Raw genomic sequence first — 26,042 nt, forward strand, 5'->3', positions numbered from 1 at the left:
CCCTCGTTGACGATTACGCTCGTCTAACTCGGTAGGTTCGCCGGCCGGGCGCTTGGCGCCGAATAATCTGAACATGGTCACATCCCGTATTTGGCAAGAAAGGCGGCGTCTGGGTCTTCCGGGGGCTGCCACCGGGGCGCCTCCTGGGTGACCGCTGTCGGCGCCGAGCGTTCGGGCACCGGACTTGGCGGGGCGTCGACTAGCTTCGGGCGCCGGGGCGGGCTGATCGGACCTGACCGGGGGACCGGCTCAAGCGGCCGGAACAGGAACTTGCCTGACGGGACCGCAGCGACGGTGAGAACATGCTGCGCTGTAGCCGGGTCGCCATGTGTCGGCAGTTGCCCGCCGTCCGCACCGAAGAGCCGGATATGAACGCCGCTCGCGTTCAAGCGGGCGTGCTCAACTGCGAGACTGGTACGCAGTGACTTCTGTGCAGTAGGATTCAGGTTAATCTTCATACCCGTCAGCCTCGTAAGGGTCTTTCGCCGTCTCGGCAGGCTTCCCGGTGACGGTACCGAGGTAGCGCGATGCCAGATCGACGTTGACGGCGTTCGTCCGCCAGTCGAGAGCCTTCAGGGAGTTGTCCGCCTGCTCGCGTGTCAGCTCGCCGGTCAGCATCAGCTCGGCGACGCGAGCAATGGCATCGGTTAGCGACAACGAGAGAAGTTCATTCGCCGTGGCTTTTGTTATGTTAGGATCAGATCGCCTCATGTCCGCCAGTAGCTTCTGCGCCTTCGCCTGTCGATCAAAGTCGTAAGCCGGACTGAGTGCCTTAATTGYAAGCAACTGTATCATGCTCGCGTTAGTGATACGCAGGGTCTTGCTGGCGAGGCGCTTGCCAAGCTGTTCGGCATGCTTCGTTGCCTTGTCGAGCAACATGCGTTCGAACGGGTCGAGCACTTCGCCGTCATCGACTTTACGCCGCACGCCAGCTAGCTTTAGCTTCTCATCAGCGGTCAGGGCATTCAGGCCCTCTTCTGCCGCGACGGCCTGCCCTAGTTGGTGCATGCCCTGTTCAAAGATAGCGAGTTCAGCAAGACGCGTCTGTATGTAGGCGCGCTTAGTGCGCTTGGCGATATCGCGTTCTTCATCGGTAGTTTGATGCTGACGATAGCTAGGATCGACATTGCGAGTAGGAAGCATCTGTAGGTCCGTTCATAGGTTACAACGGACTAGCGGCGAATTGTACTAAGGCTGCTAGCCTGTCTGTCGGAAGGTCGCTCCGACGAGTTTGTCTCGGGTCGGCCGGCAGGTACACTCGGTCACGTCGCCAGTACCGCATCGCTACTGGCCTGTTGCCCCGGGGGCGCCCTGATCGGGTCAGAACCCTATGTTTACTAGGGCGCGAGGCAGTGTGTGGTGTCTCGTGTGCCGTGTCGGCCGGAAATTCCCCTTTGTTTTCAGTGACGTGTGGTAAGTTAGGTAAGTTAGGTCTAGTCAAAACATCAAAGAGGAAATAGGTATAGGTGGGATATGTGTTCTCCCTTTTGGGGTTTTGGCGAACAGGACGCCTCACGCCGCTCTTCGCACACGTCCTTGGTTTCGTAGGGAAATCCCGGTTTTCGGACGCCTCACGCCCCGAAATACGCCACGCGCCCTAGCCCAGCTAGGATTTTCCTCGGAAAACCCAGGCATAAAACGTCGCTCCACCGCCTTCAGACAGCAACGGACGATACGTTTGACCACGATATCCAAGCTTCTTTAGTATCTTACCCAGCGCGTTTAACACTCGCTTATCGTTATGCTTTTCAATGGGTGTGTTGAGAGCTTCCGTTAGTATTGTAGCAATTTTAACGTAGCGGCGAGGCTCACTGAGTTTCTGGCGCGGAGTGAACTTACCATCATGTGAGTGACCCTCGTGCGTAACGTAGGTTTCAACGATATCGTCCCAGCTACCGCGCTCGTATCTCTTCTCGGCCTCTTCCTTTGCAGGGACCGTGAACCACGTATCCTCGGTGTCGACCCACCACTTTTCGCCAGCGTTAAACAGAACCATTGCTTCGGCCCAGAGCTGATCGCGGTCAACCGCCAGCGCATCGATATCAATCACCCCGGTGGCAACAGGCCAGAACCGCCGAGCACCGGTTTCGTCCTTCAGGTAGGTGTCATTGTTGGTCGATCCGCCGAACACGCATTGGCGAGGATGACGAACGGCGAGCTTGGCGTAGGGTGACCGGTAGTCGTCAGTCTGACGCGACAGGAACGACTTGACGGCGTCGATTTCACGCGGAGCAAGGCTGGCGAGTTCCGAGAATTCAAATATCCACATACCTTCCATAAGTATGAGTGTATCCTTGTTCGTAATATCGCCGCTGAATTCCATGAAATACTCATTGCCGGCCAAGGTGCGCCAGACCTGAGATTTCTTCTTGCCCTGCTCGCCTTCAAAGATCAGCATGGTATCGACTTTGACGCCGGGTCGCATAACACGCGCTACAGCAGAAAGCAGCCAGAACCGACCGACAGCCATTGTGTAATGACTTTGATCGACGCCAACATACTTGGTCAGCCATGTATTGATCCTGCTCTTATTGTCCCAACGCAGCCCGGTCAGGTAGCTCTTAAGTACGTTGGTCGTATTGCGCTTTGCCGCGACATGAAGGCATGATGCTACGATATTTTCGCGCGCCGGGATGTTCCGCGTTTGAAGCCAGCCGGTGAACAGCGTATAGTCTTCGTTCCCCAATAGCCGGGGCTTCCAAGGTTCATGGCTTAGTGGCTCGTATGGCGGACGACGGAGAAGCGTGATCTTCTGTGTGAATTCGTCGTAGCTGACAAGATTCTTCACGGCCTCGTCTTCGCTGAGCACGATAAGAACGTTCGCCTCGTTCCCGTAAACATCGCCGGTGGTGCTCGTGACAAGGCGGTCGCGGTAGTCATCGGAGTTGTCGCGAACGTCGTTTGCGCGTGCTCCGCGTGCGAAATTCATGCCCTCCCGCAAAGTCGTCAGCCCTAGTCCGGCCTTCCCCTTCGTGGCTTGAACTATCGCTTCGCGCTGAACTGGCGAAAGCGCCATGCTAGCTGCCGTGTAAAACACGTCGTCGATAGCAGCGGCAGGAGCGTCCGCAGGAAGGCTAGCAGCTTGCTCAAGCAGGGTGTGGTAGTTCACACGCTCGGCTGGTGCATCCTGGGTCTCGGCGTATGCCAGCGCAGCGACAGCGGCAGCGATCACGTCGTCGTCCGAAGTCAGGGCCGGCCCGTAGGTTTCGGCAGGCTCGGCGCCGAAAGGCTCGGCGGGGATAGGCGTGAAGGCGGTCATGGCAGCAACTTTCCGTTTGAGATATCGCCGGAAGTGCCTCAAAAGCTTGACCTGCTTGGGGTCGCTTTCGGGTGACGCACTTCCTGTTAGTACAACTCAGAGCGTCCCGCTGTCGCAAGCGGGGCGCTCTTCTCGTTTCTGGGTATCGGACGGCTGGTCCGAGACCTTGTACAGCCCGAAGGCATATCCGGGCATCACTTCAGCGACCAGCTTAGCCAAAGTATCAGGAGCTAGGTCGGCAGACCCACCGTTGATAAACTTGTGAATTGTCTGCGGAGCGCGTCCGATGTTCATGGCAATCCTATGACCAGTCAGCGGTGCATTGATGACCGCGCGTCGGATCGTCTCGATATCGGGATGTGTTGAATTTCGTTTCACTGTAAAACCTCTTGCGCTGCACTTGCCCGGCGCTGGTCTCAACTTTCGGGAAACCAGCGCCACAAGCAAGTTCGCCTAGCCCGCTAGGGAAAAACATGAGTTCGCCAGCCGGGTCAGGGCTGGCGAGAGGGCTGGTCGAGCTGCCACCGGGGGCGATCAGGGCACTAATGACAGCGCCACGGCGAAACATGCGCACCACACCAGCAACGGCGCGAAGCCAGTATTCGTCACCTTGATGCGATGAAATATGTACAGCGGGACGAAGATCAGCCCGGCTACCCAATTTGGTTCAAAACCGGATTCACGACAGCGGCGAGTATCGGCGTAGCACAACGCCACGTATATTACCAAACTCACGACTGTTTGCAGTATAAAGAGCTTGTCGGTTCGCATGCCGATGACCAGTTTTTCGACGATCCGGTCAGTAAGGAATCCGAAGATAGGCGATACCGCCAGTGCAAAGAAGTACGAATTGTCGATGGTGGCCGTGGTCTTGGTCTCAGTAATCGTGGTCATGGTAGTCTCCGTCTAAGTTAGGGGTCATGGCGCCCCGGTGGCAATACGTTTAGGCTAGTCCGTTTTGTCTGCGCATCTGTTGCGCAAGCTCTCGCAGGTATTGGCGTTCCTCCAGTTTCGATCGGTTTCCTGTCCGGCAGCTCGCCAACTGCTCGTCAAACAGACGCAAGCGCATCGGCATACGCTCAGTGATCTGAATCACGCGTCCGTCTCTATCGACGCGCTCGCTGAACCCCGCGTTCAAGAGGCATGGCGAGCCGAAGAGGATGCGTTTGACCTGTTCCGGGTCGCCGCTGATCTTGTCGAGATCGCCTAGCAGGTCGCGATAGTCCTCGGACCAGTTACCTTTCCTACCCGGTCCGCCGTGCAGAAACCGGTGCGAGTGCTTGTTGGTCGTTAGCAAGATTGCGATCACTTCGGCGTCCGTCAGGTCGAGCCTGCGGCCTAGCTCGGTCGTGCGCTCAAGCATGCTCGGCCCGCCCTCTTGAACGGCCACGCTCTTCAGCACGCCGCGCTTGGTCAGATCAGCCAGAAGCGCGATCAGCGCGGATTCAGCGAACGGCAGGTCAGCGCCCGAACCCGGCAGCTTGCGGCCCGTTAAAGCGACGTATTGCCGGGCGCCGTATACCGACCCGCCGAACGCCAGTTCGTAACGCGGGAACAGCATGCGACCACGTACGAAGATGTGCGCGCCGTTGCCGGACATGCTGGTTTCCATCCATGCGCCGACTTCGCATGCCCAGCGATAAATGCGGTTCATGAACCCGTGTGCTATTGCCAGCCGATCGGCACGGACTGCTGGTGTTGCCTCGGACCACCACCACGTTCGCGCTAGGGTACGCTCCGGCTTGTCGAGGTCGAAACACACCACGTCATCGGCCGGCGTGATGTAAAAGCCGGGGCCGGCTAGGAATTCATTTGCCGGGGCAGTACGCAGCGCGGCCCACGAACACCACGACGACGGGTCATTGGTTCGGGCGGCGTTGCGGTCATCCGGCTCATGCCATGGTCGCCAATTGTTCTTCGCAGCGAACAGCGAGCGGGGCAGCTTCTTCGTCGTGTAGAAGCACCACTGGTCGAGCGTGCGAAGGTACGGCGGGATGTTGTCCCACTGCGTAGCGCGCGCTGCGGCATTCACAGCGTCTTGCTCAGCCTCGGCCACCATCGCCAGCGCAGCCGCGTTCAAGTCATCCTGGCTCATGACTGCGGCTCGGTTCCGTCGACCTGAGCGATCAGGGCACGGGCGGCGGCGATCAACGCAGGCGGGACGACAGGCGCGGCGAGCGCAGCCTTGACGGTGTCCTTGATCAGGTCCGGTCGATAAGCCGCGCAAGCCCCGCGCTGCTTCTCGGCCCTAGCTGCTGACCACGCGTCAACTTCATGCTCAACCCAGCCGACCCGACGTGGCGACAAAACCACCTGTGCCGGGAATTCCTTCCGCTGCATCAGTTCGTACAGCGTGGTGCGAGTTAGCGCTGTGCGACGAAGCACTTCGGGCAGGCGAATAAAGGTGTTCTGTTGCGACATGGCGTGGCTCCGTTGTGTTGAAGCCATAAATGGTCCGGGAAGGCTCGGGAAGTCAAGCAGAGTACCGGAGCCATGGAAGCAACGCGATGCCTAATACTATTTCTGTACTTTGCAGCGATACGTCTCTTTGCTGAAATCGCGTGCCTAATACTACTTCGCGGAATCCCAATCGATACGCATCGCGATGCAGGATCGAAGCGATACGCCTAAACGCAGACGGGCCGCCCGATAGGACGACCCGTGTGAATGCTGCCTCTATGTCTTCCCGGCTGATTAGCGCCGATACGTCTTCCGTGTGGTCATCATCCGAGACCCCCGTTCAAGCCCGGATCGCTACGACATTGCCACCGGGGGCAGCAGTGTCAGCCGTCGGGGCGCTAAGGAAATCTTCCCACGACTGCATCAGCCTGCGCCGCTTTTCGAGGGCGTCTGAGCGTCTGTAGGCTGCTTCAGTCTTGTCCTTCAGCCCGTGCGCCAAGGCAGCTTCGATCACTTCGCGAGGGAACGAAGTCCGGTCACCGGCCCAATCTCTGAACGACGACCGGAACCCGTGCACGGTGAGACCTGGCGCCATACCCTTCAGAAGCTCAAGCAGGGCCATGTTGCTCAGACCCCTCGTAGGCTTCGCACCGCAGAAGAGATGCGCATTGCCGGCCTCCCTCGGGACCGTTGCCAGGATTTCGAGCGCCCGGTGGCAGAGCGGCACTCGGTGTTCCCTGCCCGCCTTCATACGGTTAGCAGGTATCACCCAGACGCTAGCATTCCTGTCGATCTCGCTTTCCGTCGCGCCGATGACTTCGCCCGTGCGAGCGCCTGTCAGGATGCAGAATTCAAGCGCCCGCGCCGAGACGCTGGTCAGCTCTCGCAGCTTGGCGATAAACGCCGGCAGGTCGTCGACGTTCATTGCCTCGTGGTGCTTCACCTTCGCGATCTTCGCGCGGCTCGGTAGGATGTGGTCAAGATGACCCTTCAGCCTCGCAGGGTTCTCGCCCGTGCGAAGATGCCGGGCCTTCGCCCAATCGAGCACCGATTCAATCCGACCCCTGACGCGTCCTGCAGTTTCAGATTTCGTCGTCCAAATAGGCTCTAGAATCTTCAGGACGTGCGACGTTTCGATATGCGCCACGTCAAGCGAACCGATCACCGGAAACGCGTAGGTGGTCAGCGTCGCTAACCACTGCGCCCCATGCTTCACGGATTTCCAGCCCGCCGAATGTGCGGAGATGTACTTCTCCGTCGCCTGCTTGAACGTCGTCGCCTTGATGACGTTCGCTACAGCTAGGCTGCGCGTGATCGCCCTCTCGTCAATCGGGTCAATTCCGTCTGCAACCTTCTGACGCGCCAGCCGGGCGCGCTCGCGTGCTTCTGCCAGCCCRAAGTCGATGAACCGGCCAAGCCCCATCTGACGCGCCCTACCGTTCAGTTGGTACTTCAATGACCATGACTTGGCGCCTGTCGGACCTACCTGTAGGTATAGTCCCGAACCGTCGTGATACATGCCCGGCTCAAGCGCCTTGGTTATCTTCGTCACTGACAGTCGATTGATTGTCTTAGCCATGTTGTCCCCCGGTCTGACCCATAAAGCACCCTCGGTTCTTGTCGGACGTTGCCGGACGACTCAAGTACTAATCTGAACTGAGAGTGCTTATGTTTGCTGGCCTTTTCAGACGTGACCGGACGTTACCGGATGAACACTATGCCGCCACCCCTTCCGCCAGCACGCCTCCAGGTCTTTGTGCCACCCTAAGGCTATGGTGTCGCAAGGAAAATCCCGCAGGCACGCCGATGGCAAAACGAGGTGCGTGAACGCCTCCTGGAACATCGTCGACGGCCTCCCGCCCCTCTGCCGCGCATTCTGCGGGCATGCGCGCATCTGCCCGCACTGCACCTCCCCGCATCCGCGCGAGAACTACCGGCCGGCTGGGCATGCGTCTAAGCCCATCGGCAGCAGCCAAAGCGATGCTGAGTTCAGATGCGGTCCCGCGCTATGAGCGGGGCCTGGCTCTCGGCCCGAAAGCAGACCTTGGCACATCGCGACGTCGGCGCTGCAGCCGGCCGCGCCGTCAAGAAAGCAAGAGTATTCCAACGGTCATCGTGACGAGGGTCAGCGGCGCGCCGATTCTGAAATAGGTCCAGAAATCGATCATGATACCGTCCTTGGCCGCGCGCTCGGCGACGATCAGGTTCGCCACGGATCCCAGCAGGGTGAAGTTGCCGGCAAGCGTCGAAGCCATTGCCACGACGATCCAGGCTCTCTGTGGCTCCTGCAACTGCTCGATGAAGGGTTTCAACACGAGCACGGCCGGAACGTTGCTGACGAGATTCGACAGCACGGCAGTGACGCCGGTCAATACCGCGACATTGCCGAGGTCGAAATGYGCCGCCTGGGCGACGACATCCTTCGTCAGCACTGCATGTTCCAGCCCGCGCACGACGACGAAGAGGCCGGCGAACATAAGCAGCAGCGTACCGTCGATTTCGGCATAAACCTTTCTCGGTGCGATCCGGCGGGTGAGGAGAAGCAGCGCGGCTGCGCAGATCGCCACCTTTGCGACGGGCTGGCCCAGGAAGAACAACACGATCATCCCGAGCGCGACGAGCGCCGATTTGGCGGCCAGCCAGTTATGATAATGCGCCGGCACCGATACGCTCGGCAGCGTCTGCCTGGTGACGTATTCGCTGGGGTTGAGAGCTACGACGAGCAAGATCGTCAGGAGGAGGCCGAGCGCGGCGACCGGCGCCAACGCTCCCGCAAAAGCGCCATAGGAGATCCCCGACAGGTTGCCGATGATCATATTTTGGGGGTTGCCGGTGATCGTCGCCGTCGATCCGACATTCGAGGCGAGCGCCACGGCCACGAGATAGGGCACGGGGTTGCGGCCGAGTGCGCGTGTCAGGGTTATCACGATCGGCGTCATCACCAGGCAGATGGCGTCGTTGACCAGGAAGGCGGAGAGGACGCCCGTCGTCACCACGACCGCCGCCAGCAGCAGCGCCGGGTGGTGGGCCCTTCCGACCGCCCAGCCGGTGGCCATGCGGAAGAAGCCGGAGAGCCGCAGATTGGCGACGACGATCATCATGCCGAGGAGCAGCGCGATGGTGTCGAGATCGACAGCGCGGTAGGCCTCCTCCAATGGGAGCACTCCGCAAGCGACCATGAGAGCGGCGCCGATGAGGGCCGCACCCGCCCGGTCGACGCGCAAGCCTGGCATCCGGCCGATGGCGATCGCGACATAGGTGACGATAAAGATCGCTATCGCTGCGATCTGCGTCGCGCCGAGGCCCCAGCCGGTCATCCGCTTACACCACCCTTTCGCTGATCGCAGCCCCGGACGGAGCTGCGCCACGGTCGGTTGGAGGCTGATAGCTGCGTGTCTCGGGCATGGCCAGGAGATAGAGGACAAAGCCGCAACCGGCTATCGTGGCCAGCGTCAGGAAAGCTGCCGAATAGCTGGCCTCGACAATGATGATGCCCGCGAGCGAGGCCGAAAGCGAGGCGCCGACACCCTGGAACGTCGCGACTGCGCCCTGAGACACGTTGAAGCGGCCGGTACCGCGGGTGAGATCGGCCACGACGACCGGAAAGAGTGCGCCGAAGATGCCGGCTCCCACTCCATCGAGCGCCTGAACCGCGACCAGCCAGAACGGATCGTCGGAGACGACATAGAGCGCGCCGCGCAGGGCGAGAACACCGAAAGCGGCGAGGAAGATCGGCTTGCGGCCCCAGGCGTCGGCCTTGGCGCCGACCATCATCGCCATCGGCACCATGACGCATTGCGCGATGACGATACAGATGGCGATCAGGGACGTCGCCTGCTCCTTGCCGACCACATGTGTCAGCAACTGGCCGACGGAGGTCAGCATCGCGGCATTGGACAGATGGAAGATGGCACAGAGCAAGGCGAACAGCATCAGGTGGCGGTTCTGCAGAAGCGCCTTCAGCCCGGAGGGCTGCTCGTCGTCGACCGTCTCGTCAAAGCCACGCGCGACATCATCGTCGATCTCTTTCTGCGGTACCAGCAGCATGGCGCCAATGCTGAAGACGGCGAGCACGGCCATCAGCCAAAACACCACGATCGGGCCGAAGACATAGGCCGTCGCCCCGGCGATCGCCGCCGACACGGCGTTGCCGAGATGGTTGAAAGCTTCGTTTCGGCCGATGCGCCTGGAAAACAGCTTCGGCCCGACGAGGCCCAGCGTGATCGCGGCCAATGCTGGCGGAAAGACCGCACCCGCCACCGCCGCGACCGATTGCGTGCCGATCACGAGATAGAAATTGCCGATGAACGGCAAGGCCAGGCAAGACAGCGTCACCGCTACGGCCGAGGCGATGATGATCGCCGGCTTGTTGCGGCTCCTGTCGATGAGCGCGCCAGCCGGCGTCTGAGCGATGAGCCCGACAATGCCGGCAATGGTCATGACGAGCCCGGTCGTCGCCTCGTTCCAGCCTTGTGCGGGGCCTCGCACGGCGATGAGATAGATCGCGAGATAAGGCCCCAGCCCGTCGCGCACGTCGGCGAGGAAGAAGTTCAGGGCGTCCAGGCCGAAGAGTGCCCGATGGGACGGCGAATGCTCAGCCGATTTTTCCGTATTGCCTGCCGGACTTCGCATGGGCACCGCTCGCTAGTGGAGAATCCGGGTGACAGCGCCGGCGCGAGGCGGCGATACAGCGCTCCCATCGGAAGGCGCCGCTTTAACAGCGTGACCGCGCAATGGTTCCGACAGGCGCCGATATCGCTGAAAAGGCCGTCGCCGCGCCCGGTGCGAGGCCCTGATTCAGTCGTCTCGAGGCGGCGGACAGGGGACGCCGTCCGGAGGCCCCAAGGGGCGGTGTGGGATCAGGATGCCGGACATGTGGCGGTGCTGGACAAGGCGTATGGTTGCGTTCCGCTAGGCGCGGAATTTGACGTGCACATGAAACTGAATGGATATGTCTTGGCATAGCGCCACCTGAAACGGCAGGGAGCGAATGGAGAAGCGGCAATATCTGGAACGGCTCGTTCTGAAGCTTGAAACGCATGTCCCCCTGCCTGCTGTCGAGAGGGAGAAGCTGCTGGATTTGCCGCTCACCTTGAAACGCTTCGAAGCCAGCCAGGACATCGTCAGTGAAGGAGAGGTCACGAAGCAGTGCTGCCTCGTCGCCGAAGGGCTCGTTTGCCGCTACAAGATTGTCGGCGATGGTGCGCGTCAGATCTTGTCGCTCCACCTCCCGGGCGACATTCCCGATATCCATTCGCTGCTCATCGAGCGCATGGATCACTGCCTGGGAGCGCTCACGCCGGCGATCGTCGGCTTGATCCCTCATGATGCCGTCCGAGCACTCACGCGGGCATCTTATCGAATTTCCGAAGCGTTCTGGCGCGAAACGCTGATCGAAGCCTCGATTTACCGCGAATGGATGGTCGGCATTGGGCGGCGCTCGGCACCCAGCCGCATCGCCCACCTGTTCTGCGAGTTCATCACCAAGATGACAGCCATTGGCTTGTCAGACGGCGTGACCTGCAATCTGCCTTTGACGCAGCCTGAAATCGCCGATGCGCTCGGCCTTTCCACAGTTCACATGAACAAGAAGCTTCGAGAAATCCGGGAGGCCAGGCTTGTTCGCATCCGGGCAAATCGCCTGACGGTTCTGGACTGGAAGGGGCTCTGCCGCTTGGCGGATTTTGATCCGGACTATCTTCATCTCCAGCCGGGCGCCGCCAAAATCGAGGGCGATTGAGGAACAGGTTGGCCTCGGCTGCATTAGGCAGGCATGCCCAGCTACTTCTTTCACACGCGCGACGGAGAGAAGCTCGAAATCGACGAGGAAGGCACCGATTTGCCCGATGACCAGTCCGCGCGAAATGCAGCCAAGGAACTGCTCGCCGCATTGAACCGCGAAAAGCTGCCAAATGGCGACCACATGTCGCTTTCGGTCACCGTCGAGGATGCGGAGGGGACGGAAATCTACATGGCCAGTTTGCGCCTGGAGGGTCTTCCCGCGGCCTCAGATCCCAAGAGACGAGGTTGAAGGGCAGGCTCTGTACGCGGCCGCGCTCCAAGCCGATGCTCTCTTGTTGCGATCGCCACATCCACCTCTGCGCGATGCACAAGGATGAAGGCGTGGCAATGTCATTTGATATTGCTCTTGGCACTTTGATTGGCGCAGAGAGGTGAACCTCTCCCGCTGGTCCTCTGCATGCCTATCTCCCAGGCGTTCTTCCAACGCTCGAACGCCCTGCTTCTGGCCATCGGCATCGCCGTATTGGTCGTCATCGTCGCAACGTCGCTTTGGCTGACGACAGCAAGCGAGCGCTATTTCGGCGAGGTGACCGCGGCGCGCGCGGTGCGAAGCGCCACCGCCGATCTGCTGTCTCTGGTGCAGGACGCGGAGACGGGTCAGCGCGGCTACCTGCTGACGCGCGACGAGAGCTATCTTGCTCCCTACAACACGGCGTTCTCCCGGCTTCCGGACCAGCGCGCCCGGCTTGAACGGGCTGCAGCCAGGCTGCCCGAGATCGGCCCGATCCTGCAGCGGGTCGACAACGAGCTCGACCAGAAGATGACGGAACTTGCCGCCACGGTCGACGCGACCCGCAAGGGCGACACCGAGACGGCGCTGAGCCTGGTCCGCAGCGGCACGGGCAAGCGTTTGATGGATGATTTGCGCTCAGATCTCGCCGCGATTCTGGCGGTTTCGGAAACGGAACTCAGGGAGGCGATCGACGCGCAGGTCACGGCCTCGACCCGGCTGCGCTGGACCACGATCGTCGGGGCGCTTCTCATCCTGGCGATGGCTAGCGCGGCGAGCTGGACGATCATCAGCTACACGCGCGAACTTGTCGCCGCGCGCCGGGAAGTCGAGCTTCTCAATGCCGGCCTAGAGGAGCGCGTGCGCGAACGTACCGATGCGCTCGTCAAGGCGAACGAGGAGGTCCAGCGCTTCGCCTATATCGTAACGCATGACCTTCGGGCGCCACTGGTGAACATCATGGGCTTCACCAGCGAGCTGGAAGCGATGTTCAAGCCGATCGATGCCTATGTCACGGCCGGAAACGCAGCCTCCCCGGAGCAGAAGGCCGCGGCGCAAGAGGCGCTGAGCATCGATGTCGCCGAGGCGATCGGCTTCATCCGCTCATCGACGCGCAAGATGGACGGGCTCATCAACGCGATCCTCAAGATCTCGCGCGAGGGCGGGCGCGAATTGCGGGCCGAGAGCGTCGACCTCACCGCGCTCATCGAGACGGCGGCAGCCGCGGTCCACCATCAGGCCAGCGCGGAGGAAGGCGGCGGGATCGAGATCGATTCACAGGTTCCCCGCCTCGTCAGCGATCGCCTGTCGCTCGATCAGATCATGGGCAACCTTCTGGACAATGCCATCAAATACCGGGCTCCGGATCGCCCGATCCGGATATCCGTGCGGAGCCGACGGGAGCGCCGCGGCTGGGTGAAGATCGAAATCGAGGATAATGGACGCGGCATCGCGGGGACCGATCACGAGCGCATCTTTGAGCTCTTTCGCCGCTCCGGCGCGCAAAATACGGCTGGCGAAGGCATCGGCCTCGCCCATGTCCGCACGATGGTGCGCAATCTCGGCGGCGACATTGCCGTGCGCTCAGAACTTGGAAAGGGCACGACCTTTACCGTGACCCTGCCCCCCGACCTTGCGGCCTACAGACGGAGTGCCAAAGCGTGACCAATGGAACGCCCGTCTCGATCATCATGATCGAGGACGATGAAGGCCATGCCCGCCTCATCGAGAAGAACATCCGCCGCGCCGGCGTCAGCAACGAGATCATCCCCTTCGCCAACGGGACGGATGCGCTGAACTACCTGTTCGGCGCCGACGGCTCCGGCGCCGTCAGCGCCGGCCGCCAGTTGCTCATCCTGCTCGATCTCAACCTGCCGGACATGGGCGGCGTCGACATCCTCGAGAAGGTGAAGGCGAATGCCCATACCAGGCGCTCGCCGGTCGTCGTGCTCACCACCACCGACGACAGCCGCGAGATCCAGCGCTGCTACGACCTTGGCGCCAACGTCTACATCACCAAGCCCGTCGACTATGACGGCTTCGCCCATGCGATCCGCCAGCTCGGGCTGTTCTTCTCCGTAATCCAGGTTCCGGAAACACCATGACCCGCTTGCGTGGCCGCCGCTGATGCCGAACCGGCCGATCAACGTTCTCTATATCGACGACGACGCGACGCTGGGGCGGCTCGTGCAGCGCATGCTCGCGCGCCACAACTATGTCGTCGAGCATGTTGAGACTGCCGAGGCAGGTCTCTCGCGCGCAGAAGCCGGCGGGATCGATGTCATCATCCTCGACCACGATCTCGGCACGGCTTCCGGCCTCGATGTCCTCGCAGCGCTTTCCACCGACGCCGCTTCTCCGGCGATCATCTACGTTACGGCATCGTCGGAGTTGTCGATCGCGGTGACCGCGCTCAAGGCCGGCGCCATGGACTATGTCGTCAAGACGGTCGGCGATGATTTCGAGGTGCTGCTGCGGGCAGCGCTGGAACATGCCGTCGTCAAGACGCGCCTGACTCGCGCCCGCGAACAGGCGGAGCAGGAAGTCCGGGCGGCGCGCGACCGGGCGGTGACGCTGCTGGCCGAGGTCAATCACCGCGTTGCCAACAGCCTGTCATTGGTCGGCTCGCTCGTGCGGATGCAGGCCAACTCGGTCGAGGACCTCGGCGCGAAGGCAGCGCTCGCCGAGACGCAGGCCCGGATCACTGCGATCGGCAACCTCCATCGCAGCCTCTACACCTCCGACGATGTCCGCTCCGTCGATCTCGCCGGCTATCTCCGCTCCCTGCTGGAGGAATTCGCGCAGTCGCTGGCAGGCTCGGGCCAGATGCCGACGATCCGCTTCGAGGCGGAACCCGTGCTGGCGAAAACCGACAAGGCGATCTCGATCGGGCTGATCGCGACCGAGCTGGTCACCAACGCACTGAAATACGCGTATCCGAGCGGCAACGGCGAGGTTCGGGTGAGCCTCTCCGGCGACGGCGACAAGGTCACGCTCACGGTCGTCGACGACGGCGTGGGCTGGAGCGGTACGGGTCCGATCAGGGGAACCGGTCTCGGCAGCAAGATCGTCCGCGCGATGGCCAAGAGCCTCGCCACCGAGCTGCGCTACGAGGATACCGGCGGCCGTGGCACCCGTGCCGTCATGGACCTCTCGCTGGCCGAGCTGGCGCCTCCGCATTCCGACACGGCCTGAGCCGCGCCGAACGCCCGCAAGCTAGACGCCTCCCGAAAGCTTGCGGAGCGCGGCCTCGAGCGAGGCGACATTGTACGGCTTGCGCAGCGTCGCCGCTTCGGCGACCCCGAGGATCGCGAGATCGTCATAGCCTGTCGCGAAGAGGAAGCGCACGCCGAGCTCGCGCAGGCGATTGCCGATCGGCTCCGAGGTTTCGGAACCGAGATTGACGTCGAGGATCGCCAGATCCGGCACCGTCCGGCTCAGGAACGACAAGGCCTCGGAGACGTTCGCACAGACCTCGACCTGCCTGGCGCCCAGCCTCGCCAGCATGTCCTCGCAATCCATCGCGATGATGAACTGGTCCTCGACCAGCAGCACGCATTTGCCTTCGAGCGGCCGGCCGGGCTTGCCGCGGACAGGCGCAGGAGCATCGACCGGTACGGTCGTGTCCTCGGTCCAGCGGACGAATTTGGCGGGAATGCAGAACTTGGCCGTGATGCCCTCGGGCTCGAAGGTCAAATCGCTGCGACCGCCGAGGTCGAACGGAATGCGGCGATCGATCAGGATGCTGCCGAAGCCCTGACGCGACGGCGGCTTGACCGGCGGCCCACCGCGCTCCTTCCAGACGATCTCGCAATCGCCTCCGGCGCTGGCCGACCAATCGACGGTGAGCTCGCCGGTCTTGACGGAAAGAGCGCCATACTTCGCGGCGTTGGTGATCAATTCATGGATCACGAGAGCGACGACCGAGAAGGCGCGAGCGTCCAGGGAGGCGGCCGGACCGCGAACCGCGATCGTGCCGCCGCTTGTCCGGTAGGGCGAGGCTTCCGCATTGACGAGATCGAGCAGCACCCCTCCCCCGCTCGCTCTCATCGCCTGGTCATGCGCGATGGCGAGCGCTTCAATGCGCCCCTTCAGCGAGGTCACATAGGCTTCGATCGTCGCCCCCTCAGCGAGCGGATGGGCGACGATCGACCTGATCAGGGCGAGGATATTCTTGACCCGGTGGTTGAGCTCCTGATTGAGCATCTTCTGGCGGATCTCGGCCTTGTTCCGCTCGTCGGCGAGAAGCTCGCTCTGTCGCAATACGACTTCGATCAGGGTCCGGCGCGCCGATTCGGCCAGCTCGCGCTCGACCGGCGTCCAGACCTTGGAATGGCCGGCCACCGTCTCCTTCCAGACCGCGAAGCTCTGCCGCGGCGTCAGGCGGTCGCCATGGGGGCCGGTCGTGTAGGTCTTGTTGGGGTCGCCGCCCCATTCGATCGTATGGACCAGCTCCCGGCGAAAAAAGAAGAGATAGTCGCGCGGTATCTGGGAGAGCGGAATGGCGAGAATGCCGGCAAAACGATCGGCATGGGCGCGCGCGGCGGGCAGCGCCTCGGCCAGCGCCGTCGTTGCCCAGATGCGCCCTTCGCAGACCTCGCCGGCGAAGGCTGCGAGTTCGTCCGCGAATTCGGCCGGTGGCGCGCTCCCTTCGGCACGCCACTCGCCCTGCACCCAGACACCGACGCCGTCGCTTTCCACCAGATTGCGGAATTCGGCGAGATGCTGGCCGAGGAAGCCCGAGGCGTCGGTCACATGCGCGGCGGACGAGAGCAGGCCATTGAGAAAATCCCGCGCCCGTTCAGCTGCGAGCAGCATCTGCTTCTGTGTGAGCGCACCGAGCTGGAGCGCGAAGAACTCGCCGAAGATCTCCGCCGCTATCCGGCGGTTCATCGAGAGCGAGCGCGGGCGATAATGGTGACAGGCGATCAGTCCCCAGAGCGCGCCGTCGACGATGATCGACACCGACATCGAGGCCGAGACGCCCATGTTCCGCAGGTACTCGCAATGGATCGGCGAGACGCTGCGCAGATGGGCATAGGAGAGGTCGAGCGGTTCCCCGGCCGCATCGAGCACCGGAGTGATCGGGAAGCGTTCGCCGCTCGAATCCGAAACGACGCGGATGGGATTGAGGATATAGAGCTGCCGGGCCTGCTGCGGGATGTCGCTCGCTGGGAAATGCTGGCCGAGGAAGCTCTCCAGGTCCGGTCGCTTCGCCTCGCTGAYGACCTTGCCGGAACCATCGTGCGCGAACTGATAGATCATCACCCGGTCGTACTGGAGCACGGCCCTGAGCAGACGCGCCGCATTCTTGATGAGCTGGGCCGGGTTCGTGACATCGGAGAGCCGCCCGACCAATGTCCGCGCGAATTCGAGCGGCGAGCTCGGCCCGGCCGGGACGCTCGCCTCGAACTCGATGATGGCGTTGCCTTTGAAGGAATGGATCGAGATGTCCAGTTCGCGATCCAGCGCGGCCAGGCGATAGCGCGGCATCAGCCCAGCCCGCGGCGGCACCCCGGAGCGGGCGAGCGCATTGCGCATCTCGTGCACGACCGGCCCACCGAGGATTTCTTCGAGCTTGCGCCCGACGAGCTCGAACTCCTTGAGGCCGAGGAAGGCGCTCGCATTGGTCGAATGGCGCCTGATCGTCACCACCTCGGCATCGCAAACGATCATGCAGCCATGAGGCTGCACGCTACCGGGAATATGGATCGGCTCGCGATCGCAGTTCGTCAGGTCAACGGTCGTCATGCGGGAGAGAGTACTTCCGATCTGAAGGCCTGGATGGCGTGCAGGAAGACGGCTCTCGCCGATTGCGCTGCAGCACCCCATCCCTGCCGGTCGAGCCCCTCGAGCGCCGCCAAAAGTTCGCGCCAGCTATCGAGCGAGGCGGCCTGGGCCGAGAGATAGCGTGCGCCAAATTCAGGTCCGAACCCGAGGCCCTCCACTCCCTTCACGAGCACGCGAGCCCCCAGAGCCGAGCCTTCGAGAACATAGGCGGCCCCCAGGAACGCAGCCATGTCATTTGACAGATGGAAAGGTTCGGTCGTCGGCAAGGGGATGGACAGGCCGGCGAGGTCCGCCTTCAGCTCGGGCAGGAGCGTGCGGGGCCACCGGGAGGAAGGCTGCGCGGTGCAGCCTAGCAATGCGGCCTCGACCGGCGCGCGATGGCAAAACGTGCCTTGCAGGAAGCGGGCGTATTCGGCGCGGTTCGAGAATCCTCCGACGATGGCGTCGAGTTCACGATGAAGCTCGTTGGTCTCGTCGCGTAGGAAACGTCTGATCTCAATCATTCCGCGAGCATCCAGAATCGTACCGTATCGATACCGCCATAATGCAAAATCCGCGGATGCGGCGCTGCCTTCAATGCTGATTTGTTTGGCTGCCCCGATCCAGCGATACGATCATCCGCCAGGTTGGCTTGAATCCAGATTCGGGGCACGCTAAGAACATATAGGGAACGAAAGGAAAGACGATGGCGCAGCTTTCGGTTCTGGAGAAGCTCGAAATCCTCAGCGACGCCGCGAAATATGACGCTTCCTGCGCATCGAGCAGCACCACCAAACGGGATTCGCGTGACGGGAAGGGCCTGGGCTCGACCACGGGTTCCGGCATCTGCCACTCCTACGCGCCCGACGGCCGCTGCATCTCGCTGCTCAAGATCCTGCTGACGAATTTCTGCAGCTTCGACTGCGTCTTCTGCATCAACCGTTCGTCGAGCAATGTCCGCCGCGCCCGCTTTTCGGTCGAGGAAGTCGTCGCGCTGACCCTGAATTTCTACCGCCGCAATTATATCGAAGGTCTCTTTCTGTCCTCGGGCATCATCCGCTCGGCCGATTACACGATGGCGGAACTGATCCGCGTTGCCGAAACGCTGCGCCGGCGCCATGCGTTCCGCGGCTATATCCATCTCAAGCTGATCCCCGGCGCGAGCCGCGATCTGATCGAGCGCGCCGGGCTTTTCGCCGACCGGGTGTCGATCAATGTCGAATTGCCGAGCGAGGCGGCTTTGACGCGCTTCGCCCCCGAAAAGCGCGCGGCCGAGATCAAGAGCGCGATGGGCGGCCTCAAGCTGAAGATCGACGAAGCCCGCGAGCAGCGCGACAAGGGTACGAAGGCCCCGGCCTTCTCGCCTGCCGGGCAAAGCACGCAGATGATCGTCGGCGCCGACGGCGCGAGCGACGCCGCCATCCTGAAGCGCAGCGCCTGGCTTTATGGCAGCTTCGGCCTGAAGCGCGTCTATTATTCGGCCTTCAGCCCGATCCCGGACGCCTCGCGCCAATTGCCGCTCCAGCCGCCGCCCCTGATGCGCGAGCATCGGCTCTATCAGGCCGATTGGCTGACGCGCTTCTATGGCTTCGAGACCGAAGAAATCCTCGGGCGCAGCGAGATGCTTGATCTCGATATCGACCCGAAGCTTGCCTGGGCGCTGCGCGAACGCGGCCGCTTCCCCGTCGATGTGAACCGGGCCGGCCGCGAAACCTTGCTGCGCGTGCCGGGGCTCGGCGCGCGCAGTGTCGATCGCATACTGGCCTCGCGCCGTTTCCGCCGGCTGCGGCTGGAGGATGTCGCGCGGCTGACGCGTTCGCTCGCGACGGTCCGGTATTTCATCCTGGCGGAGGGCTGGCAACCGAGCAGCGCGCTCGAAGACCCCAATCTGCGCGCCCGGTTGATGCCGCCGCCGCGGCAGCTGACGCTGTTCCCGTGATCGCGGCCCGGCTGAACGGGCCTGCCGACTTTGCGGGATGGCGCCGCGAGGCGCGCCGGCTGGCGCTTGCTGGCATCCGGCCGGAGGCCGTCGCTTGGCTGACGGGTGAAGACGGTGCCGACTTGTTCGCGACGGAGCGCATCCCGCCGGCCGATGCCGAATCTGCCGCGCTTACCGTACCCCGCCGCTTCATTGAGCTTGCCGAGAGTGTCATCTGCCATCGGGATGCCGGCCGTTTCGCCCTGCTTCACCGCCTGCTGTTACGCCTGCAGCGAGAGCCGCGGCTGCTGGAAGACAGTGTCGATCCCGATGTCGCGCGCGCCGACGCGATGGCCCGTTCGGTTCGTCGTGACCTGCACAAGATGACGGCCTTCGTGCGCTTCCGCGCCGTATCGGGTGCGGGCGAGAACGGACCCTTCATCGCCTGGTTCGAGCCGGAGCACTTCATCCTCGAACGGGCGGCGGCATTCTTCACGGCGCGCTTCGGCACGATGATCTGGTCGATCATGACGCCGCAGGGATCGCTGCATTGGGATGGCACGGTCCTGCAACTCGGCGCAGCCGCCTGCAAAGCCGACGCTCCGGACGGCGATGCCATGGAGACCTACTGGCTCACCTACTACGCCAATATCTTCAACCCGGCCCGCCTCAAGCCGCAAGCGATGAAAAGCGAGATGCCGGCAAAATACTGGCGGAACCTACCCGAGGCCGAACTGATTGTGCCTCTGATCGCAAGCGCAACCCGGCTAGCAGAGGATATGGTCATGCGCGCCCCGACGCAGCCACCCGAACGACATGTCAGGCAGCTTCGGCGCCGGCCCGAGCTCTCCCCCGACGAGACGGCCATCACGTCCTGGCAAGAAGCAGCCATGGCGGCGCAACGATGCAGGCGCTGCGATCTTCATTGCAACGCCACGCAAACGGTTTTCGGCGAAGGCCCGCTGGACGCGCCCGTCCTCTTCGTCGGAGAGCAGCCGGGTGACCAGGAGGACCTTGCGGGTCGTCCGTTCGTCGGGCCAGCGGGGCAGTTGTTCGATCGGGCGATGCGCGAGGCGGGCCTTGATCGGAGCCGCGCCTACGTCACCAATGCGGTGAAGCACTTCAAATTCCAGCTGCGCGGCAAGCGCCGCATTCACGAGAAGCCCAATGTCGCGGAGATCAGCGCTTGCCGCTTCTGGCTCGATCTCGAATTGCAGTTCGTGAAGCCCCCGCTCGTCGTGGCGCTGGGCGCTACGGCTCTGCGATCGCTAACGGGGCATGCCGGCTCGCTGGCGAGCGCCCGGGATCGCGAGATCGCGCTTCAAGACGGCACGCCGCTGCTGGCGACCGTTCATCCGTCCTTTCTTCTCCGCCTGCCGGATGAGGAAGCCCGATCTCGTGAGTATGCGCGCTTCGTTGCCGATCTGGAGCGTGTCGGGCAACGGATACTCCGGCACTAGACTATCTCGATCGGGCTGAGGCGCTTTGCCGGGGCTCGCAGATACCGTACGACCGATCAACCACTCTGCTTTCAGGAAAACGGCCTTGCCCGCCAGCGACGTCAATATCGCCTCGCTCCTCTCCGAGATGTTCGATCAGGCGCCGACCTTCATGGCGCTGCTGCAGGGGCCGGACCATCGCTTTCAGCTGGCGAATCCGAGCTATCTGGAATTGGCGGGTGGTCGCGATCTTATCGGCAAGACCGTCGCCGAAGCGCTTCCCGAAGCGGACGCGCAAGGCTTCGTCCGGATCCTCGACGCGGTTTATCGATCGGGCAAGGCGTATACGGCGTCTGGCGCAAGATTCGTGATTCAGGCTCGGCCTGGCGGCCCGATTTCGGAGCGTTTTCTCGATTTCGTCTATCAGCCGCTCGTCGGTCCGCAGGGCAATGTGACCGGCATTTTCGTGCAGGGAAGCGACACGACGGAGCGAAGCCTGGCCGAGCGCCTTCTGTCCGAGAGCACTGCCCTCTACAAGGGCCTTTTCGACGCGATCGACGAAGGCTTCTGCATCATCGAGTTCTTCGATGGACCGCACGGGCCCGACAGCGACTACATTCATATCGAGGCTAATGCCGCCTATGCCCGGCATGCCGGGATTCCAAATGTCGTCGGTCAGAGGCTGCGCGAGATGGTCGGAGCTGAAGCCGATGCATGGGTGGAGCGCTATGGCGCCGTCCTCCGAACGGGCACGCCCATTCGCTTTCAGCAGGAGCTCGTCGCCACCGGACGCTTCCTGGAGCTGGCAGCGATCCGGATCGAGCCGGCTAGCAAACGACAGGTCGCGGTTCTCTTTCAGGATATTACGGCGCGTCGCCAGGCCGAGCTGGCTTTGGCCAAGCTGAACGAGACGCTCGAACAGATTGTTGCGGAACGCACGCAGAAGCTGATCGCTGCGGAAGAGGCCTTGCGCCACAGCCAGAAAATGGAGGCGATCGGCCAGCTGACCGGCGGGGTGGCGCATGACTTCAACAATCTGCTGCAGGTGATTTCGGGCAACTTGCAGCTCCTGGCCAAGGATGTCGCCGGGGACGAAAAGGCCGAGCGCCGCATCGCCAATGCCATGACGGGCGTTGCCCGCGGTTCGAAGCTCGCTTCGCAATTGCTCGCTTTCGGCCGGCGGCAGCCGCTCGAACCCAAGGTGGTCAATCTCGGGCGTCTCGTTCGCGGCATGGACGACATGCTCAGCCGCACCCTCGGCGAGGGCATCGAGGTGGAGACGGTCGTGGGCGGAGGGCTGTGGAATTCCCTGATCGACCCGACGCAGGTCGAGAACGCGCTGCTCAACCTGGCGATCAACGCCCGCGATGCCATGAACGGTTCGGGGAAGCTGACGATCGACCTCGCCAATGCGCATCTCGATGACAGCTACGCCGCCAGGCACCGCGACGTGGCGGCAGGTCAGTATGTCATGCTCGCCGTGAGCGACACCGGCTCCGGGATGTCTCCCGAGGTGTTGGCGAAAGCCTTCGACCCGTTTTTCTCGACGAAGCCGGAGGGAAAAGGCACCGGGCTCGGCCTCTCGATGGTCTATGGCTTCGTCAAGCAGTCTGGCGGCCACGTCAAAATCTATTCGGAACTCGATCACGGAACCACGGTCAGGCTCTACCTGCCCCGATCGTTCCAGAAGGAGGCCGTCGAAACGGCCGTCGACAACAGCCCGATTGCCGGGGGCACCGAGACGGTTCTGGTGGTCGAGGATGACGAGCAGGTTCGCGGCACGGTGATCGAGCTGCTGACCGATCTCGGCTATCGCGTTTTGCGGGCCAGCGACGCGACAAGCGCGCTTCACGTCATCGAAAGCGGCGTCCCCATCGATCTGCTGTTCACCGATGTGGTGATGCCCGGACAATTGAAGAGCCCCGAGCTCGCCAGGCTCGCGCGCGAACGCCTTCCGCATCTCGCCGTGCTGTTCACGTCGGGCTACACGGAGAACTCCATCGTTCATGGTGGCCGTCTGGATGCGGGCGTGGAGCTCCTGTCCAAGCCGTATACGCGGGAAGCATTGGCGCGAAAGATCCGCCTGGTGCTGTCGAGCCAGAAGGCACGTACTCCCCAAAAGACGGATCAGGCGCCACGTGAGGGCGGCGGAGCAGAACCTGCCGCACCGAAACCTGCGAGCGTCCTGATCGTCGAGGACGACGCGCTGATCCGCATGAACACCTCCGACATCCTCGAGGATGCTGGCTTCTCGATTCTGGAGGCGAGCAGTGCCGAAGAGGCCCTGTCCATTCTGCAGGATCGTCCGGTCGATGTGCTCGTAACCGATGTGAAGCTGCCCGGCGCGTCGGGCGTCGAACTCGCTCGAGAGGCGAGAGAGCAGATCAGCTCGCTCTGCGTGGTGTTTGCGACAGGCGACATCTCGGAGGTGGGCGCCAATGGCGAAGTGGTCGTGTCCAAGCCCTACAGTCCATCAGCAATCATCAATGCGATCGCACGGGCGCGGGGCACATAGATCTGCGCCGTGATCGGCGCAGCGATCAAATCTAATATGCAAATTCTTGGGCCTGAACGTCGAGAGATGGCGGGTCTCGGGCAAGGGCCCTGGCGTCGATGGCGATACAGCGCGATGCGCCACGGCTCGTCGACCACCCGACAATCCTTCCAAAGCGCGTTCTTCCGGAACCTATCCGCAGCGCCAACCGTTTCGCCCTCACTTTCGCTCGCCAGCAGGAGGGGTTCATGGATGGCATCATTTATCTCGTCGGTCTTGTGGTGGTCATCATGGCCATCCTGTCGTTCCTCGGTCTTCGATAGGAATTCGCCATGTCCATGTCTGGAACGGACGTCGTCGTTGCCCCCGTGACCGTCAACAAGGAGAACCGCTCCTATGTGCAGTGGGGGCCGATCATCGGCGGCGCGGTGATCGCAACTGCCATCTCGACCATCATGACGGTCTTCGGCTCGGCGATCGGCCTCTCGATGGTCTCCGCCGATTTCGAGAAGAGCTCCAGTGCCACCGCTCTGGCGGTCGCAGCAGCGCTCTGGGCACTTTGGGTCATGGCTTCGGCGACGATGGCCGGCGGCTATCTCGCCGGCCGCATGCGCCAGCCGAGCTTCGACGCCAACGGCGACGAGCGCAAGGTGCGCGACGCCACCCATGGCCTGCTCGTCTGGGCGACGGGCGCGCTCCTGATCACCTTCGTCGCGACCTCCTCGCTGTTCGGAGCCGCCAAGACGGCCGCCAGTGGCATCGCCAGCGCAAGCTCGGGCGTGGGATCGCTGGTGTCCCAGAATGTCGATCCGCTCGCGATGGCGCTCGACAACGTCATGCGCGCCAACAGTCAGCAGCAGCCGACGGCCCAGGAGCGCGACGAAGCCTCCCGGATATTCGTCAACGCGCTCAAGAACGGCAAGATCGAGCCGAGCGACCGGGACTATCTGGCATCGCGGCTGGCCGCGCGGTCGGGCATCAGCGAGCAGGATGCGCAAAAGCGCATCGACGATGCCTATACCCGGCTCTCGCAGGCCAAGGAAACGGCCAAGCAGGTGGCGGAGCACGCGCGAAAGATCGCGGTTCTGACCGCGTTCCTGACCGCGGCTGCCTTGTTGGTGGGAGCGGCGGCCGCGGCCTGGGCGGCGACGCTCGGCGGCGAACACCGGGACCAGAACCTGCGTGTCGAACCGACGCCCTGATTAATCGCAGCACGGCCCGGCTCCACTTCGGTGGGCCGGGCACTTTTTCGTGTCACCGAGACGATCGGATCGCGGCGGCGCTGGTCCAGCGGCACCCCGGCAAGGGTATGCGACGATCGAGCCTCCAACCAGCTTGACCCAAATCGCACCTCACGTCAGTTGAGTACAGACCCTGGCGTCAGCCTGTCCCGCTCACCACCTGCACGCGCCCTCCGAACCCCCGAGCGAAACAGGGCATCGTGCGCGTCCCCATCAGGATCGTAGCAGCAATCCTGGACCAGGCGCACATCGTAGTCGGCATCGCATCTGACCGCGATCTCACCGACTGCAGCGAAAACGCTCTTGCAGTCGAGCACCGGACCCGTTAAACGTTTTACTGTAAAACGTTTAACGGGGCGCGGATGCAAGGTGGGCGCGTAACGATCCGGGAGGTGGCAGCTCGCGCTGGCGTGTCCATCGCGACCGTCTCGAACGTCTTCAGCGGCAACAAGCCGGTGAATGCCGATCTGCGCGAGCGCGTGCTGAAGGCCGCGGAAGAACTCGCCTATCAGGTCGACCGGGCAGCATCGCAATTGCGCTCGGGCCAGGCCCGCGTGGTCGGCGTGCTCGTGCCCGATCTCGACGACGTCTTCTTCACTTCGCTGGTCTCGCAGCTTGAAGTTCTCGCGCAGAAAGACGGCTACGACATTCTTGTCGCGAGCTCCCGCGACGATCTCGGGCTGGAGCAGTCGCGCCTGCGCACCCTGTTGGCCTGGCGCCCGTCAGGGCTGATCGCAGTCCCCTGCTCCGATGCGGTTCCGGAAGTGCTGCGCAATGAGGTCGGCCGGCTGCCGATCGTCTTCGCCGACCGCGTACAGCCAGAGGGATCGGTCGTCGATACCGTGGCGATCGACAACCGCGAGGCGGGCGAGATCGCGGCGCGGCATCTCCTCGCAAAGGGACATCGCGATATTCTCGTCGCCGCCTCCAGCCTCGGCATTTCGCCGATCCGCGAGCGTGTCCGCGGCGCCTGCGACCTGATCGGGAGCGTGCTTGGCCGAGAGCCGACGGTCGTCGAACTCGGCTCGAACGCCGACCGCGGCGCCACGGCTTTCCTCCACTGGCTCGAACGGCATGCGCAACCGAGCGCCGTCATCGCACTCACCAACGTCACCACGTTGAGCACGCTTTCGGCGCTGGCGCGGCTGCGGGTCGATATCCCCGACCCCGTCTCGGTCGTCGGCTTCGACGACTATCCCTGGATGAGCGCCCGCAAGACCGGCCTCACCGCGATCCGCCAGCCGATTGACGAGATCGCCGCAGTCGCCTGGCGGCGCCTGCGTGCACGCATGTCCGGAGACCAGGCGCCCCCCGGGCATTCGGTGCTGCAAGCCAGCCTCCAGCTCCGCGGCTCCGTGCGCGATCTCACCACCATCGCGGCGGCTGGCGGCCACGCCGGCGCTCCCGATCCACTTCCGGACACGGAGAGACCGACCGCCTCGCCCAAGCCGGTGCACTGACCGACATCCACTGCGGACGCCCCCGTCCGAG

22 protein-coding genes are annotated in these 26,042 nt (G+C 62.8%); 11 read left to right on the plus strand and 11 right to left on the minus strand.

The window, feature by feature from the left end:
- Window positions 1-447 precede the first annotated feature (447 nt).
- The 9 genes from AC1DE3_RS15585 to AC1DE3_RS15625 form a co-directional block, all read right to left on the minus strand.
- Window positions 448-1,143, minus strand: coding sequence for a hypothetical protein (locus tag AC1DE3_RS15585; RefSeq protein WP_476852535.1), 696 nt, complete (start codon window positions 1,141-1,143; stop codon window positions 448-450).
- Window positions 1,144-1,606: 463 nt separating this feature from the next.
- Entirely contained in the window at window positions 1,607-3,259 is a 1,653-nt protein-coding gene (locus AC1DE3_RS15590; protein WP_476852536.1) for a virulence-associated E family protein, read from the minus strand.
- A gap of 96 nt (window positions 3,260-3,355) precedes the next feature.
- On the minus strand, window positions 3,356-3,553 hold the full coding sequence (locus tag AC1DE3_RS15595; protein WP_476852537.1) for a hypothetical protein: 198 nt from the start codon (window positions 3,551-3,553) through the stop codon (window positions 3,356-3,358).
- A gap of 240 nt (window positions 3,554-3,793) precedes the next feature.
- Window positions 3,794-4,153: a hypothetical protein gene (locus tag AC1DE3_RS15600; RefSeq protein WP_476765195.1), complete on the minus strand. Its 360-nt coding sequence runs from the start codon at window positions 4,151-4,153 to the stop codon at window positions 3,794-3,796.
- A 49-nt stretch (window positions 4,154-4,202) separates the two neighbouring features.
- The gene (locus AC1DE3_RS15605) at window positions 4,203-5,354 is read right to left on the minus strand and encodes a hypothetical protein (protein ID WP_476852538.1); all 1,152 of its coding nucleotides are present in this window, start codon (window positions 5,352-5,354) and stop codon (window positions 4,203-4,205) included.
- Complete coding sequence (locus AC1DE3_RS15610) at window positions 5,351-5,680, minus strand: helix-turn-helix transcriptional regulator (protein WP_476765197.1); 330 nt, start codon at window positions 5,678-5,680, stop codon at window positions 5,351-5,353. Before AC1DE3_RS15610 ends, AC1DE3_RS15605 begins: the two co-directional genes overlap by 4 nt.
- A gap of 319 nt (window positions 5,681-5,999) precedes the next feature.
- Window positions 6,000-7,238: a tyrosine-type recombinase/integrase gene (locus AC1DE3_RS15615; protein ID WP_476765198.1), complete on the minus strand. Its 1,239-nt coding sequence runs from the start codon at window positions 7,236-7,238 to the stop codon at window positions 6,000-6,002.
- A gap of 505 nt (window positions 7,239-7,743) precedes the next feature.
- Complete coding sequence (locus AC1DE3_RS15620) at window positions 7,744-8,976, minus strand: anion transporter (RefSeq protein WP_476778509.1); 1,233 nt, start codon at window positions 8,974-8,976, stop codon at window positions 7,744-7,746.
- Between the two features lie 4 nt (window positions 8,977-8,980).
- Complete coding sequence (locus AC1DE3_RS15625; protein ID WP_476778510.1) at window positions 8,981-10,291, minus strand: MFS transporter; 1,311 nt, start codon at window positions 10,289-10,291, stop codon at window positions 8,981-8,983.
- 358 nt (window positions 10,292-10,649) lie between these two features.
- On the opposite strand from AC1DE3_RS15625, the gene AC1DE3_RS15630 reads away from it, so the two are divergent.
- The 5 genes from AC1DE3_RS15630 (at window position 10,650) to AC1DE3_RS15650 (ending at window position 14,885) form a co-directional block, all read left to right on the plus strand.
- On the plus strand, window positions 10,650-11,399 hold the full coding sequence (locus tag AC1DE3_RS15630) for a Crp/Fnr family transcriptional regulator (protein WP_476778511.1): 750 nt from the start codon (window positions 10,650-10,652) through the stop codon (window positions 11,397-11,399).
- A gap of 33 nt (window positions 11,400-11,432) precedes the next feature.
- Window positions 11,433-11,690 carry a DUF6894 family protein gene (locus tag AC1DE3_RS15635; protein WP_441513108.1) on the plus strand — a complete coding sequence of 86 codons (258 nt, stop codon included), beginning with the start codon at window positions 11,433-11,435 and terminating at the stop codon, window positions 11,688-11,690.
- A gap of 168 nt (window positions 11,691-11,858) precedes the next feature.
- Window positions 11,859-13,355: a sensor histidine kinase gene (locus AC1DE3_RS15640; protein ID WP_476778512.1), complete on the plus strand. Its 1,497-nt coding sequence runs from the start codon at window positions 11,859-11,861 to the stop codon at window positions 13,353-13,355.
- A 26-nt stretch (window positions 13,356-13,381) separates the two neighbouring features.
- A complete protein-coding gene (locus tag AC1DE3_RS15645; protein WP_441513506.1) occupies window positions 13,382-13,795 on the plus strand; it encodes a response regulator in 414 nt (137 codons plus the stop codon).
- A 22-nt stretch (window positions 13,796-13,817) separates the two neighbouring features.
- A complete protein-coding gene (locus tag AC1DE3_RS15650) occupies window positions 13,818-14,885 on the plus strand; it encodes a histidine kinase dimerization/phosphoacceptor domain -containing protein (protein WP_476778513.1) in 1,068 nt (355 codons plus the stop codon).
- Between the two features lie 21 nt (window positions 14,886-14,906).
- Here AC1DE3_RS15650 and AC1DE3_RS15655 read toward each other — a convergent pair whose 3' ends face one another.
- Window positions 14,907-17,441 (minus strand): HWE histidine kinase domain-containing protein, encoded by a 2,535-nt coding sequence (locus tag AC1DE3_RS15655; protein ID WP_476852539.1) that lies wholly within the window; start codon window positions 17,439-17,441, stop codon window positions 14,907-14,909.
- Window positions 17,438-17,983 (minus strand): biliverdin-producing heme oxygenase, encoded by a 546-nt coding sequence (locus AC1DE3_RS15660; protein WP_476778515.1) that lies wholly within the window; start codon window positions 17,981-17,983, stop codon window positions 17,438-17,440. The genes AC1DE3_RS15655 and AC1DE3_RS15660 overlap by 4 nt, the downstream gene beginning before the upstream one ends.
- A gap of 182 nt (window positions 17,984-18,165) precedes the next feature.
- Between AC1DE3_RS15660 and AC1DE3_RS15665 the strand changes: the two genes are divergently transcribed.
- From AC1DE3_RS15665 to AC1DE3_RS15690, 6 genes are all read left to right on the plus strand, one after another.
- Window positions 18,166-19,398, plus strand: coding sequence for a putative DNA modification/repair radical SAM protein (locus tag AC1DE3_RS15665; protein ID WP_476778516.1), 1,233 nt, complete (start codon window positions 18,166-18,168; stop codon window positions 19,396-19,398).
- Window positions 19,395-20,837: a UdgX family uracil-DNA binding protein gene (locus AC1DE3_RS15670; protein WP_476778517.1), complete on the plus strand. Its 1,443-nt coding sequence runs from the start codon at window positions 19,395-19,397 to the stop codon at window positions 20,835-20,837. Before AC1DE3_RS15665 ends, AC1DE3_RS15670 begins: the two co-directional genes overlap by 4 nt.
- An 85-nt stretch (window positions 20,838-20,922) precedes the next feature.
- Window positions 20,923-23,331, plus strand: coding sequence for a response regulator (locus AC1DE3_RS15675; protein ID WP_476852540.1), 2,409 nt, complete (start codon window positions 20,923-20,925; stop codon window positions 23,329-23,331).
- A 98-nt stretch (window positions 23,332-23,429) separates the two neighbouring features.
- Window positions 23,430-23,633, plus strand: coding sequence for a hypothetical protein (locus AC1DE3_RS15680; protein ID WP_476778519.1), 204 nt, complete (start codon window positions 23,430-23,432; stop codon window positions 23,631-23,633).
- 9 nt (window positions 23,634-23,642) lie between these two features.
- Window positions 23,643-24,512, plus strand: coding sequence for a hypothetical protein (locus AC1DE3_RS15685; protein WP_476778520.1), 870 nt, complete (start codon window positions 23,643-23,645; stop codon window positions 24,510-24,512).
- 431 nt (window positions 24,513-24,943) lie between these two features.
- A complete protein-coding gene (locus AC1DE3_RS15690) occupies window positions 24,944-26,011 on the plus strand; it encodes a LacI family DNA-binding transcriptional regulator (protein ID WP_476852541.1) in 1,068 nt (355 codons plus the stop codon).
- Window positions 26,012-26,042: the final 31 nt, after the last annotated feature.

Source organism: Allobosea sp. 10L417, assembly GCF_056395485.1.